The following is a 20,963-nucleotide window of genomic DNA, read 5'->3' on the forward strand; positions in this document are numbered from 1 at the left end:
AGGCCCTTAGACATTTCTGCCAAGTGCCTCGCCACAGTTAAGTATACTATTTTTTCTATTGAAATACAATGTAAACAAAATCTCGGTTATCTGATTTAAATATATTTTTCACCTAATAGTCCTAAAAAAAACATTTACGGAATCTAATTGAGAATTGATTCCGTAAACATTCTAGATTTATTCTTTATCTGCGTTCAATAAGATAGATAATGTACTTTCAAGTTCTTCTTTACGAACCTCAACCATTTCGCCAGTTCGTTTGATTTTCACTTCGACTACACCATCAACAGCCTTTTTACCAACTGTGATACGGATTGGACAACCAATCAAATCTGCATCTGCAAATTTTACGCCTGCGCGTTCATTACGATCATCAACTAATACTTCATATCCAGCTGCTGACATTACTTCTTCCACTTCTTGAGCAAGTTTTGTTTGATATTCGTCTTTAATATTCATTTGAACAACATGTAAATCAAATGGTGAAATTCCTGTTGGCCAATTAATACCATTTTCATCGATGTTTTGTTCAACGATTGCTGAAAGCAATCGACTGACACCAATTCCGTAACAACCCATAATCACATGTTTTTCTCTGCCATTTTCATCTAAAACCGTTGCGCCCATTGCTTCACTATAACGCGTTCCAAGTTTAAAGATATGACCGATTTCGATGCCTTTAGTAAACTCTAAAACACCATTTCCATCAGGAGAAGGATCGCCCTCTTGAACAAAACGTAAATCTTCATAACTGATTGGTGTAAAATCGCGTCCTGGATTAACATTAGTATAATGGAAATCAGTTTCGTTTGCTCCAGTGATTGCATTCGCTAAGTCTTGGACATGTAAGTCAGCAAACAATTTCACTTCTTCAGCCAATTCAACTGGGCCAACTGATCCAAAATCGGCGCCTAAATATTTACGTGCATCTTCCTCTGTTGCTTCTTCTAAGAAGTCAACAGCTAAGAAGTTTTTCAATTTAACATCATTCACTTCATGATCTCCGCGAACTAAAACTAAAACAGGTTCAGCATCAGCCATAAATAAGACAGACTTGATGATTCGTTGTGGTTCCACGTTGAAAAATGCCGCAACTTGTTCGATCGATCCAACATTCGGAGTTGCTACTTTTTCGAGATCTAATTGTGTTTCATGTGATTTTTTAGGTGTATATAGGCTCGTTGCCATTTCTAAGTTTGCAGCATAATCACCATCAGTAGAGAAACAAATTGTATCTTCACCGATATCTGAAATCGCCATAAACTCTTTAGAATCTTTTCCACCCATAGCACCACCATCACCGATGATTGCTCTAAAATTCAAACCGCAACGTTCAAAAATAGCCGAATACGCTTTTTCGTAATCACGGTATGATTGATCCAAACTTTCTTCATCAGCATGGAAAGAATAGCCATCTTTCATGATAAATTCTCGGCCTCGCAACAAACCAAAACGCGGACGTTTTTCATCACGGTATTTTGTTTGAATTTGATAGAGATTTAACGGTAACCGTTTATATGAATTTACCTCATCACGAATCAATTCTGTAAATGTTTCTTCATGTGTTGGACCAAGAATATAATCACGCTCATTACGATCTTTTAAGCGATAAAGATTTGGACCATACGTTTCATAACGTCCAGATTCTTTCCACAATTCTGCTGGTAATAATGCTGGCATCAACATTTCAATAGCATCGATCTTATCGAATTCTTCGCGCATGATTTTTTTTAATTTCTCAAGTACCCGATTTGCTAATGGTAAATAAGAATAAATCCCTGCTGAGACTTGACGAATATAACCCGCTCTCAATAACATTTGATGGCTTAATACTTCCGCATCATTTGGTACCTCACGTAAAGTTGGGATTAACATTTTTGACTGTTTCATTAGAACTCTCCTTTGTTTAAACGAATTGTTGAATCTCCTCAAGTGATTCGTTATAAAATCCAATTAATTAGTTAAAAGAAAAAACGTTGAATATCGTTCCAAGTTACTAACACCATCAATACCATTATGAAACCAAAACCGATCAGTGTTAGTATTCCTTCTTTTTCCTGGCTTAAAGGTTTTCCTCTAAGTCCTTCAAAAATATTTAAAACGATCTTCCCACCATCTAAAGCTGGTATTGGAAGTAAATTAATGATCCCAAGATTGACTGATAACATAGCCATCAACCAGATTACCGTGTTCAATCCTGCTTTCGATGCTTCTGAAGACATTTGGAACATCATTACCGGACCACCCAATTTATCTAAACTAAATCCAGTAAACAATGATTTCAGTGCTTTGAAAATTTGCATAGAATTATTTACGGTTTCTTTAACTCCGCCAAGCAGTTTATCTGCTAACCCAGTTTTCTTAGGCGGTAAGATGCCAATTACACCAATTTCTTGTTTGCCAGATTTTTGACTTTTAGGTGTTATATCCACCTCTCTTGTTTTCCCACCTGACTCAACCATTAGATTCAATTCTTTATCAGGACTATCTTGAATAATTTTTGTAAAACCATTCCAGTCACTAACAGACTTACCATCGATCGATACGATTCGATCATCCGCTTTTAAGTTAGCTTTTTCAGCTGGACTATCCGGTTGGATGCCACCGATTAGATTTGTATTTGTATACGTTACGCCACCTTGCATAAAGACATAAAGTGTAAATAATACAAAAGCTAAAATAAAATTGTTCATTGGTCCAGCAAAATTGGTCAGCATCCGCTGCCAAAGTTTTGCTGACTGGAACTGTACATCGATAGGTGCAATTCTAACTTCTGTTCCGTCTTGTTCAATAATCGTTGCATCGTGATTCACTTTATACGTGATCTCTTCAGATTCATCACCGTTGACATAGCCTTTGATAAATAGTTCTCTTTCCAAATCTGCTTCCAACATTTCCATCGGAATGCTATTCGTCAATTGAACTTTTTTACTAGTATTGATTTTTACGACTTCTTCCTGTTCATTCAGTTCAACAGAAAGAGTCATTCCGGGGGCTAACTCCGTTTCGTCCTCACCCATGCCAGCCATACGTACATATCCACCAATCGGCAAAATTCGGATCGTATACGCTGTTCCGTCTTTTCCTTGATGTGCAAATATCTTTGGTCCCATGCCAATCGCAAATTCACGTACTAATATACCTGAACGTTTTGCGAAGAAAAAATGCCCAAATTCATGCACTAAGACAAGAATCCCAAAGACAATAATAAATGTAATGATTGTTTTCATAACAGACCTTCTTCCTTTATCCATCTTTCTACGATAGTTCTTGTTTGTTTATCGATTGCGATCACTTCTTCCAAAGTGACGTCGTTCGTTTCTGTATAGTTCCAAACTGCTTTTTTGACAAACTCTTCGATTTGAAGATATGAGATTTTGCCGTCAATAAATGCATTTGCCGCAATTTCGTTGGCAGCATTATAAACTGTTGGATACGCTCCACCTTTTTTTCCGACTAGAAAAGCTAACGCTAGCATTGGAAAACGGTCAAAATCCATTGGCTCAAAATTCAATTGACCAATCTGGCTTAAATCGAATGGTTTTTCATTTTGAATCGGCAAACGAGTTGGATACGTCAATGCATATTGAATCGGCTCACGCATGTCGCTTGGTCCAAGTTGAGCCAAGTATGCACCGTCTTTTAAAACAATCATTGAATGAACAATACTTTCTTTATGTAAAACAACTTTTATTTTATCATAATCTGTACCAAATAACCAATGGGCTTCAATAACTTCTAACCCTTTATTCATCATTGTCGCTGAATCTATCGTAATTTTTTTGCCCATTGACCAGTTTGGATGGTTTAGCGCCTGCTCCAAAGTGACTGATTTAAGTTCTTCTCGCGTCAAATCTCTAAAGCTACCTCCAGAAGCTGTGATCACTAACTCTTTTAGATTGCCCTTTTGTTGACCTTCCAGGCATTGGAAAATAGCTGAGTGTTCACTATCAACTGGTAGAATGCTTACATTATTTTTTCTTGCCGCTTCCATGACCCAATAACCCGCCATAACCAAGGTTTCTTTGTTTGCTAAGGCAATATCTTTCCTTACTTCGATTGCAGCCATTGTAGGTTTCAATCCCACACTTCCTGAAACAGCCGTTAATACGACATCAACTTCTTCAAGCGTTGCAGCCCTTACCATACCTTCTTCTCCTACGCCGAATTCAATTTCTGGGAAACGGTTGTGAAGTTCTGTTTTTATTTTTTCTGAACCCACACCTACATAGCTTGGTTTCAGTAGTTCAATCAAGGCTGCTCCCTTTTCACTATTTGAATGAAACGTTAGTGAAACAATTTGAAACAAATCAGGATAGGCAGTAACAACATCAACTGTACTTGTACCGATAGAACCTGTAGCACCTAATAATGCAATTTTTTTCATAGTAAAAAGAAAAACCCTGAGCATTCAGAGTTTTTTACCTTCCCTTCTTGTTTAGAAATTAAAATAGCCCGAATAAATGCATGATTGGAAAAACAAAAAGTAAGCTGTCAAAACGATCTAATATGCCGCCGTGTCCTGGTAAAATAGTTCCAGAATCCTTTACATCATAGTGTCGTTTGATGGATGATTCAACTAAATCCCCAAATTGACCGACGATCGAAAAAATCACTGTGATGATCAGCATAATCGGTAAATTATAAACAAATAATTCTTTATTAGGTGTCAACATTAGGAATAAAAATGCTACAACAACTGCACATAGAATTCCGCCTAATGAACCTTCAATCGTTTTATTAGGTGAAACTTCCGGCCATAATTTTCTTTTCCCAAATCGTTTTCCAATGAAATAAGCGCCGATATCCGTTGACCATACAACAAATAATGCATAAAGCAAAACAACAAAACCAGTATGTCTAGCACTCACAAAGTTTTGGAACCCAACGCCCACATACAAACTTGTAATAACTGGAAAACCAGCTTGAGAGATGGTATACATATTTTTTGAAGCAACTAAACCGCCTAATAAAATCATGACCGTTAGATAAAATAGAATAAAATTATCTGCTTTCTCTGGCAAAAAGAAAAACCAACGATCTTTTGGTAGAACTAAAAATACTGCTCCTAAAGCCGAAAGCACGCCTTCAAAACTAGCAATTTCTAGTCCTTTCATTCTGAATAATTCATAAACCCCTACAACTGCTAATAACGCTGCTGCAAGTTCAATCACAAAGCCCCCATACCAAATGATCGGTATAAACACTACTAATGCTACGGCCGCTGTAATAACGCGCTGTCTCATTTATCTTCCTCCTCTGTTTCCTTCAAGCCGCCAAAACGGCGATTTCTATTTTGAAACGATGCTAGCGCACTTTCTAATAATTCATCATTAAAATCAGGCCACAAAGCATCTGTAAAAAACAATTCGCTATAAGCAATCTGCCAAAGTAAAAAGTTGCTGATTCTTTCTTCACCACTCGTACGAATCAATAGTTCTGGATCTCTTAAATCATCTGCTAAAAAGCCTGTCATCAAGTGATCCGCAATCGTTGCTTCAGTAATATCCTCTGGCGAAAGTTGACCATTTGCTGTTTTTCCAGCTATTTCTTTTACCGCTGTCAGAATCTCTGCTCTTGATCCATAGTTTAAGGCAAAATTTAAAATCATGCCAGTATTATTTTTAGTTTGTTCAATTGCACGTTCTACCGCATCTTGAGTATGTGCTGGTAAAAATTCTTTGTAGCCCATCACTTGAACCTTAACATTTTCTTTGATTAATTCTGGTACAAAGGTATCGAAAAAATCTACTGGTAACTGCATTAAGAAACTTACTTCATCTGTTGGTCGCTTCCAATTCTCAGTAGAAAATGCATATAAAGTCAGAACCTTGATCCCTAATTTACTTGCATGTTTTGTAACCTTTTTTACAGTATTCATTCCTTCTTTATGCCCAGCAATTCGTGGCAAGCGACGATTTTTAGCCCACCGTCCATTCCCGTCCATAATCACCGCTACGTGTCCTGGAATTGGACCCGCGCTATCAAAAGTAAATGTACTCTCTTTTTGTATGTATTTATTCTTTTGCGGAAAAAAACGTAACATATTTTTCCCTCCATTCCAAAAATCTATCTAGACTATTATAGCAATATCTTTATGAAATGCCTATGCAAATGAAAAAATTTCGACATTATTTAATAAATTTATGGTGGAATTGCCTTAATATAGGCGAAAAACAAGGTTAATAAACTGATTATGACTTACTATTTTCGAAATAGTTTGCTTCAGGTTCAAAAAAAGGAGGCTGGGACATTACTCTACGAGCCACATCCCAGCCTCACTTTCAAAACTAGTTTTTATTCAAATTATCCTTCTTTATCCGAAGATTTATTTTCCTCTGCTTTTAGATTTCCTTTACTAATTCCGATTTGAACAACCGAATTGATCGGGATAAATTCATTATATTGACTCATCTTAACAACAGTACCTTTTGTTACAGTTGAATCGACATAATAAACTTGATACGTGATATTAGCACCTTTAGATTGATATTCATCGTAGAAAATCTTTTGAAGATCTCCTTCTAATGTACTATCACGCAAATCTTTAATATATGGTTTTCCAAATGAATAAACCACTTGAATCACAGGTTTTTCATCTTTTTCCGTATATTTTTTCCCGATTTCTACAGACTGGCTAATAAATCGGCCATAAGGAACCTCATCGTTAAATAGTTGCTTCACTTGAACTTGTAATCCATTTGCTTTTGATTCTGCTTCTTCTGCTGTAAATTGTGAAAAATCTGGCACAATCAATGCTTTACCTGTCGAAACTGTAATCGACATCGATTCTTTTTTTGCAACTTTGGTGTCTTTGCCAATACTCTGTGAAATAACTTTTCCACTCTCAACCTTATCTGAATCAGCTTCATCGACCTTTAGTGTAATTTCATTTTTCTTAGCCCATTCAGTTGCCTCTTCTTTGGGTTTTCCAGTAAAATCAGGCATTGAGATATCTTTTTCAAAAACTTCTTTTCCTTTAGAAAAATAAACCTTCGCTTTGTCTTTACGTTTGTAGTTTTCAGCTTTAACATCTTTATTTGTTATTTCAAATTTTATATAGTCGCCAGCAGCTACTTTGTCACTGTATTCCTCAATGATTGCTAGGTTATCGGCTTTTTGTTCACTGATCCAGTTTTTCGCATCTTTCAATTTCATTGCTTTAAAGTCTGGGAGTGAAACGGCCTCTTCAGGATCCGCTCCAAGGCTAGCATCCACTACTAGCTCTTTGCCTTTTTTGATTTTCTTGTTTTTCACTGTTTGATGAATAATTACATTTGCTTCTTTATCAAAATTATATTTTTGCTCTACTTGAAGTTTCACACCATTTTCTGTTGTCCATTCACGAACTTCAGACAGTTCTTTCCCTTCAAAATCAGGTACTTTTACATGAGTCATTTGATAATAGCCAAAATATAATAATGAAACTGCTGCCAAACTGCCTAAACCGATATATATTTTTTTTCTGATCTGTTTCTTTTTATAGGTCGGATCAGTTTCAATCACTTCTTCAGGATTTTTTGACTCATTTACTGGCGCAACTACAGTTGACTCTTGTTCTTTCATTGGTTCATGTTTAGGTTCATATTTTTTCTTTTTTGATCGTTTTTTAGTATAAATCAGCTCTTCAGGATTCTCTGGTTCAGTTGCTTTGGAAATTGTTTCATTTTGTTTTATAGAATTGGCTGTATTATTTGGACTATTTTGTGGTCCATACGATACTTCAGAATGGTTTTTGTCTTGATCTAAAGTTGTTTTGTCTTTATTTATTGATCTTTTTTCTAATTTTATCTTCTTTGTCGATTCTTGTTTATTCAATTTATCCTTTTGTTCAATTTTTTGCTGGCGGGTTTTCTCATAATTATCTCCGCTAAAATTCGATAGAAAATCACTCATATTTTTTTAACACACCTTTTTTCAGGTAATAGGTTTCATCAGATTGCCCAGCAATATCATTAGAGTGCGTCACAACAATGATACACTTATTATGAACTTTTGCTAGATTTTGAAAAATATCGACAATCTCTTGTTCCATTCCTTCATCTAAATTTCCAGTCGGTTCGTCAGCTAAAATGATATCTACATTCGTAGCTAACGCCCGAGCAATCGCCACACGTTGTTGCTCACCTCCAGAAAGCTGATTCACAAGTCGATCCGCTTTTTCACTTGTGATTCCGATATAATCTAACAGATTATACGCAACTTCTTTTTGATTAGGCGGTAGTTCATTGTCTGTAATCGACATAGCAACTAAAACATTTTCCAACGCTGTCAAGTATGGTACTAAATTATAACTCTGAAAAATAATACTGATATCGTTACGACGATACTTTTCGTATCCAATTGTCTTGATATCTTTTCCGTTCAGTAACACCTGGCCTTCTTTAGGAGTATCCAAAGCACTGATCAGAGAAAGGAATGTTGTTTTTCCTGAACCAGATTGTCCTAAAATGGTATAAAATTTCCCTTGTTCAAAAGCAACATTAGTATTTTTTAAAATAAATCGACGCTGATCGCCATCTTGATAAAAATAACTAAGATTTTTTGTTTCTAAAATTGCCATTTTTCCTTACCTCCTACATCATGATTTTCTTTGGATTCAAACGAACGATGTACAATAATGGTAAAATTGCTGCCAATAGTACTGTACCCAATCCAACAACTATATAAGTAACGATATAACCTAAGGAGAATTTCACTTCATAAGCATTCATGATATCATCCGTTGTCAATTCCGTTGAACTTAATCCGTCTAATCCAATAAGCATATTCGCTGGATCATTTGCATTATTTAATAGATCGCTATTCAACAACGATTCTGAAACCATTCTTCCTAAAAAATTACCTGTAATCAATGACAAAATCAACGCAATTCCACTTATGATCAGCATCTCAATGATGATTTGCCCCATTACATGGCTACGTTTATCCCCTAATGATAGGTAAATCCCTAATTCATGTTTACGATCACGCATAAATAATAAAACGACAAGGGAAATAATCAATAACGTTGCAATAACTGCAATCATAACGACATAACCTGAAATTTGAGACATTTTTTTCATGCTCCCACCAATTTGTTCATATTGATCGGTTGAAGCCTTCACAGTATATAGCTTAGGTAAAAGTGGTTGCGTCTCTTGTTTGAAAGCTTCTACATCATCCGGGCTTTTTAAAACATAGACTGGTGTATAATATTCTTCTTGACTATCTTCTGATAGATATGGACTATTTGGATCAACTTTTTTTAGTTTTTCTGTATAATTTTTGTTGATTTCCAATACTGTTTTATTTGGTAAATAAATTGTGTTTAGCTGCTGCATTGACATAAATTGTTGATTTTGATTTTGTTCCTCATTTTTTTTGTTCTCTTTGTTTTTCATTTCTACTGTTGTAGGTTCAAAGATTCCTACGATTTGGATGGGTACATCTGTCTTAAATATTTCTTTCTCTTCGCCACTTTCAGTATAATCATAGCTTCTAATATCCATGACCATTTGATCGCCGACAGATAATCCATTTTCTTCTGCAACTTTTGAAGAAATCAAGCCAACATTTTTGCCGTTATCAATATCTTCTTGGGTGAATACTTTACCATCCACTAATTTTATATTTTTTTCTTCAACATCTAAAATTTTATGATAGTTTGAGCCTTTTAAAGTGAAGCCTTCCATCATTCCTCCAAATTGTTCCGAGTCTAATGAAACACTTTTCAGCTCTTTTGTCTGTGCCATTGTGACAGCGTTATAATCATAGTATTTTACATAAGGAGACTCGCCTATTTTTTTCATTAAATCTACTTTGAGTTGTTCGATTTTAAAGTCTTCTTTTGTAAACTCTTCCTGATTGTTTTCATAATCAAGTTGAATAGTAGCCATACCACCTAGCTGCTTTTTAACACTTTTTTCAACATTTTGTGTAGACTGCTGAATCGCGATTGATCCTGCAATAACATTACCCAATACAAATATCACTGCAAATAAAATGAGTGATTTTCCTTTTTTTCTAGTAACGCTACATAATGCACGTTTGATAAAATTCACTTTCTCATCCCCCTTAAAAAAATATAGCTACTGTCATTATTCCATAACGTTTAAGGTTTAACAAGATGTTTTTTAGTATACTCTCTTAAACCCAAGCATATATAGATTATAATTTTATAATCGAATCTTTTATGCTATTAAAATAACAAATATATTTAATAAAACAAAAAAACAACAAGAATTTACACTTTTAAATGTAGTTTCTTGTTGTTTTATATTGAAAGTTACTAAACTTCTAGTAGTTCTTTTTCTTTTTCTGAAGTGATAGTATCAATATTTTTCACACTATCATCTGTTAACTTTTGAGCTTCTTTTTCTAAACTACGTAGCTCATCTTCAGTGATATCATTGCTTTTTTGTTGTTTTTTCAATTCATCAATCGCATCACGGCGAATGTTACGAACAGCGATTTTCGCATTTTCAGCTGCTTTTTTTACATCTTTCGCTAATTCTTTACGGCGTTCTTCAGTTAATTGTGGAATTACTAAACGAATCACTGTACCGTCATTAGTTGGGCTGATTCCAATATCACTAGCTTGAATTGCTTTTTCGATATCCTCAAGTGAATTTTTGTCAAATGGTGTAATCATCAAGACACGAGCTTCCGGAATATTGATTCCAGCAAGTTGGTTAACTGGTGTTAGTGCGCCATAATAATCTACTTGGATTCGATCCAAAAGACTTGCGTTAGCACGTCCTGCACGGATTTGGCCAAGTTCACGTTGTAAACTTTGTTCTGCTTTACTCATTTTTTCTTTTGCTGTTGCTAATACAGTTCCACTCATTTTTTATTTCCCCCTTACGGTTGTTCCAATATTTTCACCTAGACATGCACGGCGAATATTGCCTGTTTCGTTTAAATTGAATACCACTAATGGAATATCATTATCCATACTTAGTGAGCTTGCTGTTGAATCCATTACTTGTAATCCTTTTGAAATCACATCTAAATGTGTCAATTCTTCAAATTTAACTGCATTTGCATCCAATTTAGGATCTGCAGAATATACACCATCTACATTGTTCTTAGCCATTAAAATCACATCTGCATCGATTTCTGCCGCACGTAAAGCTGCAGTTGTATCAGTTGAGAAATACGGATTTCCTGTACCACCTGCAAAGATAACGATACGTCCTTTTTCCAGATGGCGTTCTGCACGTCGACGAATATATGGTTCTGCGATCTGACGCATCTCGATAGATGTTTGAACACGTGTTGGAACGCCTAGATTTTCTAATGTATCTTGTAAGGCTAAAGCGTTCATTACCGTCGCTAACATTCCCATGTAATCTGCTTGCGCGCGTTCCATACCCATTTGAGCACCGATTTGTCCACGCCAGATATTTCCGCCGCCAACAACGATTGCCATTTCGATTCCTAATTCATGAACTTCTTTGATTTCTTCTACAATCTCTTTGATTGTTGGAGGTTTAATTCCAAACCCTTCTTCTCCGGCCAAAGCTTCGCCACTTAACTTTAATACAACACGTTGATATTTAGGTTTTACCATTTTTGTTTTCCCTCCACCGTTTGTCTAAGAACATTTTAACATACTCTAAGCATTCTGCCAGTCTATTTCTTTTGATTTGCCTAAAAAAAGGGAGCGCATCTCAATGCGTTCCCAACTGTTACATAGGTAACAGATTTATTTTTTGATTTGGCTCATTACTTCATCTGCAAAGTTATCTTCACGTTTTTCGATTCCTTCGCCAACTTCAAAGCGGATGAATGATTTAACTGTTGCGCCTTTAGAAGCAACATATTTTTCAACTGTCATATCTGGATCTTTAACGAATGGTTGATCCACTAGAGAAATTTCAGCTTTAAATTTATTTAAGCGTCCAGCAACCATTTTATCAACGATATTTGCAGGTTTTCCTTCGTTTAATGCTTGTTCAGAAAGAATCGCTTTTTCGTGTTCTAGTTCTTCTTGAGGAATTTGAGATTCGTTAACATAACGAGGGTTGATAGCAGCTACGTGCATTGCTACATCTTTAGCAACTTCTTCGTCAGTTGTTCCATCTAAAACAGTCAATACTGCAATACGACCGCCCATGTGTAAATAAGCGCCAAATGCTGCATTGTCATCTTTTTCTACTAATTCGAAACGACGGAAGTTGATTTTTTCACCGATAACAGTTGTTGCTTCGATCAATTCAGTTTCCAATGTTCCTTTATCTGTTTTAAGGGCTAAAGCTTCTTCCATAGTTGCTGGTTTGTTTGTAGCGATCTCAGTTGCAATCTTTTTAACTAAGTCTTGGAACATTTCGTTTTTAGAAACGAAGTCAGTTTCAGAGTTTATTTCAACGATTGCTGCAAAGTTACCGTTTGAAGCAACGTTTGCTAAACCTTCAGCTGCTACACGATCATTTTTCTTAGCTGCTTTTGCCATTCCTTTTTCACGTAGGTAATCAACTGCTGCTTCCATATTACCTTCTACTTCTACTAATGCTCTTTTTGCATCCATCATACCGACACCAGTCATGTCGCGTAGTTCTTTAACTAATTTTGCTGAAATATCTGCCATTTTTTTGTTCCTCCTAAGTTTTAAAAGCGTAGTAGGCTCATTTAGCCTTGACAGAAAAATAGGAAAACTGGAGTGTGGTGCTTTTTGCCACAATCACGTTTTATCTTTTTTCCGAAAGGCTAGCCTACGAAGCTAGATAATTTAATTATAAAATTCGTTTTAAAAAAGCTATCTCAAAGGAGAATCAGGCTTTTTTCGCCTAGCCTTCGAGACAGCTCCGTTATTTTAAATTATTCTGCTGAATCGTTGCTGCCTTCAACAACATCAACGATTTCTTCGATAGAAGTTGCTGCTTCTGGTGCTTCTTCAACAAAGATTTCTTCTACAGCTTGATCTTCACCTTGGTTTCCTTCGATGAAAGCGTCAGCCATTTTAGCAGTGATCAATTTAACCGCACGAATTGCATCATCATTTGATGGAATTACTACATCGATTTCATCTGGATCACAGTTTGTATCAACCATCGCAACGATTGGGATGTTCAATTTTTGTGCTTCTTGAACAGCAATACGTTCTTTACGAGGATCAACAATGTACATTACATCTGGAATTCTAGGCATATCAGCGATACCACCTAAGAATTTTTCAAGACGCTCACGTTGTTTGTTTAAACCAACAACTTCTTTTTTAGGAAGAACGTCAAATGTTCCGTCTTCTTCCATTTTATTGATATCTTTCAAACGTTTGATACGTTTTTGGATTGTATCCCAGTTAGTTAATGTTCCACCTAACCAACGGTGGTTTACGAAGTATTGACCTGAGCGAATTGCTTCGTCTTTGATCGCTTCTTGTGCTTGTTTTTTAGTTCCTACGAACAATGCAACGCCGCCATCTTCAGCAACATTTTTCATGTAATCGTAAGCAGCATCTACTAATTTAACTGTTTTTTGTAAGTCAATGATGTAGATTCCGTTTCTTTCTGTGAAGATATATTTCTTCATTTTTGGGTTCCAGCGACGAGTTTGGTGTCCAAAGTGTACGCCGGCTTCTAGTAATTGTTTCATAGAAATTACTGCCATTTTTTGTTTCCTCCAATTTGGTTTTTATTTGTTCCCTCTCCAGTTGTCATTTTTGTAAAGAACTACTAAAAGTAGCACCGCCTTACAAATCAAATCTGGATGTGGATTTAGTGTTTTAACACCGTTGTTTAGTATACATGATTCTTTAAAATATTTCAACATAATAATTATATTTTTTCTGTAATTGTCTCAGTAAAGTATTCGAATTTTGATCATTCATCATGTTCAAGAATCACCCGATCATTTAATGATTGAATATTTCTATTGTTATGCTCATAATATTCTTGAAACATGTTGATTTGTTTTTTTGAGACTTCTACTGGATTTTTCAATATATACCATTCAACGTTTTCAGTTAGTGGGGGAGTTGTTAGCGAGCCTAAATAATGATAATAACTCATATTTTCAGGAAACATTGACTTAATATCTGATATCGCTGTTTTTTTATCATCTGACACATCATCGAGCACTTCTTGAAATCCTTTATTATCAGCGCCTTCTATAAAAAATACACCAATAACAGCTAAACGTCCATCTTGAGATTCATTCACAAAATGTGCTTCTAATGGATAATGTTTTCCGTTTACCGTATGTTCACTTTCAGCGTGAAAATGAAATTGCGTTAAAGCAAATGTTCTTTGGTTGATTGTCGCTTTGCCTGAATCATTGACTTGGATGCTATGCCCATTATTTTCAGCGTTAGTTATTTCACTACTGTAATCTAGTTTGATGGAACCGCCGTCCTCCATCTTTTCCACTGAAGAATCTGGAATATCGATTGGCGATTGCATTTTACCGGATACTTGCTTCCAGCTTTTTTGGTCATCATATTCAAAATGACTTGCTTCTTTTTTGCGCGAACTTTCTTGTGTGTGTGAAGAACTTTCGCCAGTCTTACTCTGTACTTGCTGTGTACAAGCTGTTACCAATAGTAGTGATGAAAACAGCAATGAGATAAGCAATTTTCTTTTCATATTGTATTATCCTTCTTTCAACTCAGGTTTGCTTAAAAAATAATTTAAGTAGTTTAGCAGATAAATTTACATAAGACTAAACAACTTTATTTAATTATCATTTTCCAAATGGTACATTAAAATACCCGCTGCAATCGCTACATTTAACGATTCAGCTGCACCTTTAATCGGAATGTAGATATTTTGATCTGTTTTTTCCAAAAATTCTGTTGAAACCCCTTGCCCTTCATTCCCCATAATCAAAGCATAATTCTCGATCCTTCTTATTTTTTGATAGGAAATTGCATTGGGGTTGAGTTCAGTTCCATAGACGGGTATCTTCATTTTTTTGAATTCATCAATTATTTCAGCTAACGGCTTACGTATTACGGGTAAATGATAATTACTTCCCTGCATTGCCCTTAACACTTTTGTATTGTATATATCAGAACTGCCCTCACCTAAAATCACACCTGAAAGACCAGCTGCATCAGCTGTCCGAATCATCGTTCCAACATTACCTGGGTCTTGGACATTGTCTAAAAGAAGCCAGCCACCTGAAAATTGTATGTCTTTCTCAAATTCAGGCATCCCCACGATCGCGATCATTCCTTGAGGAGTCGGTAAATCTGAAAGAGATTCCAGTACTTCATCAGAAACCTGAATCAATCTTTCTTGCGGCTGATTGTCTAGCCAATCCGACCATTCTGAACGTCCTCTTTGATTAAAGAGGATCCAGCCAATTCGAGCATTTGCCTTATCCGCTTCTTCAATCAAATGAAAACCTTCAATTATATATTGTTGATTCTCTTCCCGATATTTTTTTTTATGTAATTTTTTAAATTCCTTGATCATTGCATTTTTTGTCGATAAAATTTCTTTCATTTCTACACCTCACTTAATCATTATACCATGATTTTTTTTAATCAAACAGTCACTACTTTACTTGCCAGATGATCGAAAAATCGCTATCATTGATTTAATAAAAAGCGAGGTGTACAACGATGAGAAAAGTACGCATGAATGTGCAAGGTAGAGTTCAGGGTGTCGGATTTCGTTACATGACTAAAATGGTAGCTGATGAACTAGGAATTTGCGGTACGGTTCGAAATGAGGATGACGGCTCAGTCTCGATCGAATCTTTAGGCGATGATGAAAAAATGACTCAGTTTATCCAAAAAATCAAAGATTCTCCTAGTCCAGCAGGACGTGTGACATATGTTGATATTCAAGATGATCCTTTAATTGAAGAGTATAATAGCTTCAAAGTAACAAACTAAATTAGTTTGGAAGAATCTTACTCAGTCTTGAGGCGGATTCTTCTAATTTTTATTGAAAAAAAACGCTTTTTCAAGTATAGTTAACCTTGTGCAAATTTTTTAGAAAAGGAAAGAATAAAATGAGAAAATTAAATAAGTGGCTCCTAGGTTCCGGTCTATTCACTTTAGTACTATTTTTATCTGGATGTGTAAAAACAGGATCAGACGGACAGCCGACTGGTGAAGGGATCATCTATAATTTACTAGTAAAACCAATGAGCAGTGCCATTACATACCTTGTTGACAATTTCGATTGGAATTATGGCTGGGCAATCATTTTCATCACGATCATTGTTCGTCTTATCATTATGCCCTTAGGATTGAATCAATCAAAAAAGAGCATGATCCAAACTGAAAAAATGCAAGCGATTAAGCCTCAAATCGATGCTGCTCAAGCAAAAGTAAAAGAGGCAACTACACGTGAAGAGCAAATGCAAGCTCAAGCTGAAATGCAACAAGTTTACAAAGAAAACAACATGAGCATGATGGGCGGTATCGGTTGTCTACCTTTATTGATCCAAATGCCAATCTTCTCTGCCCTATTCTTTGCCGCTCGATATACTAAAGGAATTGGCGACGCTTCATTTTTTGGTGTCAATCTAGGACAACCAAGTATCGTTTTTGTTGTTTTAGCTGGCGTTGCTTATTTACTACAAGGATACCTTTCAACTATCGGTATTCCAGAAGAACAAAAGAAGACAATGAAATCCATGTTGATCGTCTCTCCTTTAATGATCGTATTCATGTCAATCAGCTCTCCAGCTGGTGTAACATTATATTGGGTAGTCGGAGGGATTTTCAGTAGTATCCAAACATTGATCACAAATCAATTCTTAAAACCAAGAATCAAAGCTCAAGTAGCTGAAGAATTAAAACAAAATCCACCAAAACAAGTTATTGTGCCTCGTAAAGATGTCACACCTACAGAAGAAAAAACGTCACAAAAAGCAGTAACTCAAAAAAATACTTCTAAAAACGGTAGAAATGCCGGAAAACAAAATAGAAATTAAAAAACAAGAGCCAACGCAACCTGATGATTGCAGTTGGTTCTTGTTTTATTTTTTATTTGCTGAAATTCCGAAAACAAAAAGATCAACAACTTGAGTAATACTTAATGACGAGCTGTTTTGTTCTGTTTTGATATACGGAGATAACGTGTTAAGAAAATGGGTTGTTGCAACCTCTGGTGACAAACCGATTCGCATAGCAAAATCACTTTCTTCAAAAAGACTCAGCAAAGGGGCTTTATAGGACTGATTCCACAGTATAAATAATTTCAGTTGGGTTTCATTGGTCAACTTCGTCCTAAAATCATGCATCATCAAATCAAAATCAAATGGATGTTTTGTTTTTAGACACTCAGCGAAGTTTTGCAATTTGCTGATAGTATCAAGATTTGGATCTTCAACAATTTTCACTAATTCTTCGTTTACATCACTTAACAAACTTTCAATAACACCCACATAAACTTCTTCTTTATTTTTAAAATGATGATATAAATTTGGTTGTGTCACCTCGGCCAACTGCGCGATTTGCCTTGTAGATGTACTTTGATATCCGTTATCCATAAACAAACGCGTTGCCACTTGAATAATTTTAGCTCGTGTATTTTTCGTTTCTTTTTCCATTACTTAGCCACCTATAGTTGATTTCTTTACTATTTTAACAGAAGCTGATATAGAAACCTAGGTTAGATGACATTCTTTTTTCTTTTAAATAGTAAAATCAATTCGTAAATGCAAACGATAATTAGGATGACTAAGGAGATAATGACAGTCGTGATAATTGCTGGATAGCTCCCGTTCCACCCATCTGCTGCTTGATGTTTGATCAAAATCCCATAATAAGCCCAAACCGTTGCTAAACCGTAAGCAACATCGCGATTACTGATAATCGTAGCACTGATAATAAGCAAGCCGATGATCAATATTACAATCGTCCAAACTACTTGATTATCTTGCAAAAAAGCAATATCTTTGTCAACCAAGAAAGCTGTAATATTGGCAATCGTAGCAATCGTGATCCAACCAAAATAAATACTGAAGGGCAATCTTACAAAGACATAATCCTTTTTGATCATGTTTGTATTAGCTAAAAGTCGATTTATATATATCAATACAATCAGCAAAGCTAACATGATCGCAACAGACAAATCAATTTGAAGATATTGCCATGCTACTAACCAAACGCCATTTAGGACAGAAGAAACTACAAATATACCTCTTAATTTTTTACTAATTTTTTGATCTGCTAGTATCGATTGTGCTTTCGGTTTAAGCCACTGATAAACGACAAATCCTGCTAATAACAAGTAAATCACTGACCAAATTGCAAACGTTAAGCCTGCTGGAGCAAATAAATTAGGATACGTATCTGAAACTTCTTGCGTTGTCATCCCATTTAAAGGCAACAAAACCGCGGCCGCATTTGTGGCGATCATTAGGATATAAATAATCGTTACGAGCAATTTTGCCCCGATAGATTCATTCTTGCTCATTCTAATTCCTCCTTTATAAACTTTTTTTCCCAATGAAAGGGATAAACTTAGGTGTTTTCTTCGCATAAGCAATAAAGTCTGGTCGATCTTTGTATTTTTTTTCAAGTAAAGGAACACCCGATACAAATAAAAGTAACAAGGTAATCGTTATAGGACCAATGATTCCCCAAACATTTCGTGTATCATTCAGACTTACAAGAAAAATTCCCCACCAACCTAGAGCTTCCCCAAAATAATTAGGATGCCTTGTTGTTGCCCACAACCCTGTTGTTAATAGTTTCCCTTGATTGCGGCTATCACGTTTAAATTTAGTCAACTCATAATCGCCAATCGTTTCAAAACCAAAACCTATCAGCCAAATTACAATACCTACTCCATTCCACCAATAAAAATCATTGACTGAACTTGTCATAGCAAAAAGAATCGGCATTGAAACAACTAATAAAAGCACACCTTGCAAAATAAATACATTTAAATAAGCTTTTAATTTCGCCCAATGTTCTCCCCATCGCTTCCTCATGTTCACGTAACGATAATCTTCTGGTTTTCCGATATTCCGTTTAGCTAAATGGAAAAACAAACGCAATCCCCAAATGGTTACTAATAGTAGAATGATCGTGCTGACCGTCGTTTTTTCCGGCATCACTAAATAACCAGTGATAGCCACAATAACAAAACCAATTCCCCAAGCTAAATCAACAATAGAATTATTATGAAGATATTGTGCCAAAAAGAATAATGCAGTAAAATATATAAAAATTACACAACTAATGATCCAGATTGTCATACTAAAGCTCCTCCTTATCCATTTCAACCGCTACAGCTACACTTCCCTGACCTGCACTCATCGCAACAACTGTTGAGATATCCATCACGTAACTTGGCTTTAAACCGAGCTGCTCACTCAATTTATTTTTCCATTGTATTGCTCGTTCTTCTGAATTAGCGTGAATGACAGCATAACGTTTTATTTTGTTTTTTTCATGTAGTTTTTTTAGCTGGTGAATGATTTTTCTTTCATTTCCTTTTAAACTAAATGCAAAATCACTCAATTTCCCTTCCCCTTCCTTGTTTAAGCTGACAATAGGCTTTAAATTAATCTTCTTCGCTATTTTACCAGCGAATTGGGGAATTCTTCCAGAATCTATCATCGGATTTAAATCATCTACACTAACAAGTATTTTAAGCTGTCCACGTTTATTTTTGGTTCGCTCAACGATTTCATCAAAAGACAATCCGGCTTGAATCCACTCGTTTGCGGACATCACCAATAACCCTTGTGCTGCAGAATTTTGTTTGGAATCAATTACTTCAATTTTAGTCGTTGTCGACGTCATATGTTCAGCTGCTTTTTGTACAGTATGGAATGTTCCACTTAAGCTTTCTGCAACTGTAATAACTAAAATCGACTCATATCTAGTTTCTAAAAATGATAATAGATTCTCTACAGATTTTAGCGTTGGTTGGGAGCTGGTCGCTCGTTCATCTTCCGTTTTATTTATGTCAAAAAATTGATTGCTTTGGATCGTTATTTTATCGATATAACTAGTGTTCCCAATCAAGATATTCATTGGCAACACGTGAATTTGGTTGTTCAAAACATAATCAGCCGGTAAATCAGCGATCGAATCTGTCACTAAAGCAATTGGCGCTTTTTTCTGCGTATTTACCTGATATTGTAACAACATATCGTCAGCTTTTTGCTGAATCGGTTGTCCAATCGTACTTAAATAACTTAATACTTGATCTGGTTGATTCGAATGGATATGAATTCTGGCTTTGTTGCGACTCATCGCCACGACCATAGAATCACCAAGAAGCTTTAATTTTTCTTGAATTTCACGTTTAGACTCTGTTACTTGATCTAATAAAATTTCGGTACAATATCTATAAGTTGGTTCTGAGGTGTTCTGATGCAATGATTCAGAAATTTCTATTTTTATTGAATCGTCAAAATCAACAATTTTTGTGACCACTGTTTCTTTATTGATAAAAGCTTGAGTAAACCCCTCTATAAAAACATAAAAACCTTTGGCACCCGCGTCCACGACTTGATTTTTCTGCAATATTTTTAGTTGCTTGGTCGTGTTTTCTAATGCTTCACTAGCCTTAACCAGAGCATTTGGCAACAGTTCTTCTAAACTACCTCTCTGCCCATTCTCATTCAGGGCTTCAGCCCATGATCGCATAACCGTGATGATCGTTCCTTCAACTGGGTTCGCAATAGCTTGGTATGCTTCTCCGATTGCCAACTTGACACTTTTTACAAAACTGCTGACAGAATTTTTTTCTTCCTGAAGCAGTAGATTATTATAGATACCGTTAAAATATTGAGCAAAAATGATACCCGAATTTCCTCTGGCTCCTAATAAAGATGCTTCTGCAATTTTCTCAAACACCTCAACAACAGAGCTTGTTTCACTTTTTGTTTCTTCGAGGATTGTTTGCATTAATGAAGCCAAATTACTTCCTGTATCACCATCCGATACAGGAAAAACATTGATCTGATTCAACTCTTGCTTCTCGTTTATCAGTTGAATCGCCCCTTGCTGAAATGCGAATAACAGCTCTTTATAATCAATAATTCGACTTTCCATCTACTAC

20 protein-coding genes are annotated in these 20,963 nt (G+C 35.7%); 2 read left to right on the top strand and 18 right to left on the bottom strand.

Going from position 1 to position 20,963, the window contains the following annotated elements; all coding sequences use genetic code 11:
* Positions 1 to 177 precede the first annotated feature (177 nt).
* The 14 genes from BCR21_RS01860 to BCR21_RS01925 all read right to left on the bottom strand — a co-directional run bounded on the left by BCR21_RS01860 (position 178) and on the right by BCR21_RS01925 (position 15,428).
* Positions 178 to 1,890 carry a proline--tRNA ligase gene (locus BCR21_RS01860; RefSeq protein WP_069644820.1) on the bottom strand — a complete coding sequence of 571 codons (1,713 nt, stop codon included), beginning with the start codon at positions 1,888 to 1,890 and terminating at the stop codon, positions 178 to 180.
* A 71-nt stretch (positions 1,891 to 1,961) separates the two neighbouring features.
* Positions 1,962 to 3,230 (bottom strand): RIP metalloprotease RseP, encoded by a 1,269-nt coding sequence (rseP, locus tag BCR21_RS01865; RefSeq protein WP_069644821.1) that lies wholly within the window; start codon positions 3,228 to 3,230, stop codon positions 1,962 to 1,964.
* Positions 3,227 to 4,387, bottom strand: a complete 1,161-nt coding sequence (locus BCR21_RS01870) for a 1-deoxy-D-xylulose-5-phosphate reductoisomerase (protein WP_069644822.1) — start codon at positions 4,385 to 4,387, stop codon at positions 3,227 to 3,229. The genes rseP and BCR21_RS01870 overlap by 4 nt, the downstream gene beginning before the upstream one ends.
* Positions 4,388 to 4,445: 58 nt before the next feature.
* Complete coding sequence (locus BCR21_RS01875; RefSeq protein WP_069644823.1) at positions 4,446 to 5,246, bottom strand: phosphatidate cytidylyltransferase; 801 nt, start codon at positions 5,244 to 5,246, stop codon at positions 4,446 to 4,448.
* The gene (locus BCR21_RS01880; protein ID WP_069644824.1) at positions 5,243 to 6,046 is read right to left on the bottom strand and encodes an isoprenyl transferase; all 804 of its coding nucleotides are present in this window, start codon (positions 6,044 to 6,046) and stop codon (positions 5,243 to 5,245) included. Before BCR21_RS01880 ends, BCR21_RS01875 begins: the two co-directional genes overlap by 4 nt.
* 260 nt (positions 6,047 to 6,306) lie before the next feature.
* Positions 6,307 to 7,896 (bottom strand): PASTA domain-containing protein, encoded by a 1,590-nt coding sequence (locus BCR21_RS01885; protein ID WP_069644825.1) that lies wholly within the window; start codon positions 7,894 to 7,896, stop codon positions 6,307 to 6,309.
* A complete protein-coding gene (locus tag BCR21_RS01890) occupies positions 7,889 to 8,563 on the bottom strand; it encodes an ABC transporter ATP-binding protein (RefSeq protein WP_069644826.1) in 675 nt (224 codons plus the stop codon). The genes BCR21_RS01885 and BCR21_RS01890 overlap by 8 nt, the downstream gene beginning before the upstream one ends.
* Before the next feature lie 13 nt (positions 8,564 to 8,576).
* The gene (locus BCR21_RS01895; protein WP_069644827.1) at positions 8,577 to 10,043 is read right to left on the bottom strand and encodes an ABC transporter permease; all 1,467 of its coding nucleotides are present in this window, start codon (positions 10,041 to 10,043) and stop codon (positions 8,577 to 8,579) included.
* A 227-nt stretch (positions 10,044 to 10,270) separates the two neighbouring features.
* The gene (gene frr, locus BCR21_RS01900; protein ID WP_069644828.1) at positions 10,271 to 10,828 is read right to left on the bottom strand and encodes a ribosome recycling factor; all 558 of its coding nucleotides are present in this window, start codon (positions 10,826 to 10,828) and stop codon (positions 10,271 to 10,273) included.
* A gap of 3 nt (positions 10,829 to 10,831) precedes the next feature.
* Entirely contained in the window at positions 10,832 to 11,554 is a 723-nt protein-coding gene (gene pyrH, locus BCR21_RS01905) for a UMP kinase (protein ID WP_010761216.1), read from the bottom strand.
* Between the two features lie 135 nt (positions 11,555 to 11,689).
* Positions 11,690 to 12,571, bottom strand: a complete 882-nt coding sequence (tsf, locus tag BCR21_RS01910; protein WP_069644829.1) for a translation elongation factor Ts — start codon at positions 12,569 to 12,571, stop codon at positions 11,690 to 11,692.
* Between the two features lie 230 nt (positions 12,572 to 12,801).
* Positions 12,802 to 13,590: a 30S ribosomal protein S2 gene (gene rpsB, locus BCR21_RS01915; RefSeq protein ID WP_069644830.1), complete on the bottom strand. Its 789-nt coding sequence runs from the start codon at positions 13,588 to 13,590 to the stop codon at positions 12,802 to 12,804.
* Between the two features lie 212 nt (positions 13,591 to 13,802).
* Positions 13,803 to 14,564, bottom strand: a complete 762-nt coding sequence (locus tag BCR21_RS01920) for a carbonic anhydrase (RefSeq protein ID WP_069644831.1) — start codon at positions 14,562 to 14,564, stop codon at positions 13,803 to 13,805.
* A gap of 90 nt (positions 14,565 to 14,654) precedes the next feature.
* Positions 14,655 to 15,428: a TrmH family RNA methyltransferase gene (locus BCR21_RS01925; RefSeq protein ID WP_069644832.1), complete on the bottom strand. Its 774-nt coding sequence runs from the start codon at positions 15,426 to 15,428 to the stop codon at positions 14,655 to 14,657.
* Between the two features lie 119 nt (positions 15,429 to 15,547).
* Here BCR21_RS01925 and BCR21_RS01930 point away from each other — a divergent pair, with 119 nt between their 5' ends.
* Positions 15,548 to 15,823 (top strand): acylphosphatase, encoded by a 276-nt coding sequence (locus BCR21_RS01930; protein ID WP_069644833.1) that lies wholly within the window; start codon positions 15,548 to 15,550, stop codon positions 15,821 to 15,823.
* A 119-nt stretch (positions 15,824 to 15,942) separates the two neighbouring features.
* Positions 15,943 to 16,872 carry a membrane protein insertase YidC gene (gene yidC / locus BCR21_RS01935; RefSeq protein WP_069644834.1) on the top strand — a complete coding sequence of 310 codons (930 nt, stop codon included), beginning with the start codon at positions 15,943 to 15,945 and terminating at the stop codon, positions 16,870 to 16,872.
* 45 nt (positions 16,873 to 16,917) lie between these two features.
* Here the strand turns inward: yidC and BCR21_RS01940 are convergent, their stop codons facing one another.
* The 4 genes from BCR21_RS01940 to BCR21_RS01955 all read right to left on the bottom strand — a co-directional run bounded on the left by BCR21_RS01940 (position 16,918) and on the right by BCR21_RS01955 (position 20,956).
* Positions 16,918 to 17,490: a TetR/AcrR family transcriptional regulator gene (locus tag BCR21_RS01940; RefSeq protein WP_069644835.1), complete on the bottom strand. Its 573-nt coding sequence runs from the start codon at positions 17,488 to 17,490 to the stop codon at positions 16,918 to 16,920.
* Between the two features lie 62 nt (positions 17,491 to 17,552).
* On the bottom strand, positions 17,553 to 18,359 hold the full coding sequence (locus tag BCR21_RS01945; RefSeq protein ID WP_069644836.1) for a tryptophan-rich sensory protein: 807 nt from the start codon (positions 18,357 to 18,359) through the stop codon (positions 17,553 to 17,555).
* A gap of 13 nt (positions 18,360 to 18,372) precedes the next feature.
* The gene (locus BCR21_RS01950) at positions 18,373 to 19,146 is read right to left on the bottom strand and encodes a DUF1295 domain-containing protein (RefSeq protein ID WP_069644837.1); all 774 of its coding nucleotides are present in this window, start codon (positions 19,144 to 19,146) and stop codon (positions 18,373 to 18,375) included.
* Between the two features lies 1 nt (position 19,147).
* Positions 19,148 to 20,956 (bottom strand): DAK2 domain-containing protein, encoded by a 1,809-nt coding sequence (locus BCR21_RS01955; protein WP_069644838.1) that lies wholly within the window; start codon positions 20,954 to 20,956, stop codon positions 19,148 to 19,150.
* Between the last annotated feature and the right edge of the window lie 7 nt (positions 20,957 to 20,963).

The sequence above is a fragment of the Enterococcus ureasiticus genome, from assembly GCF_001730285.1.
Lineage (GTDB): Bacteria > Bacillota > Bacilli > Lactobacillales > Enterococcaceae > Enterococcus_L > Enterococcus_L ureasiticus.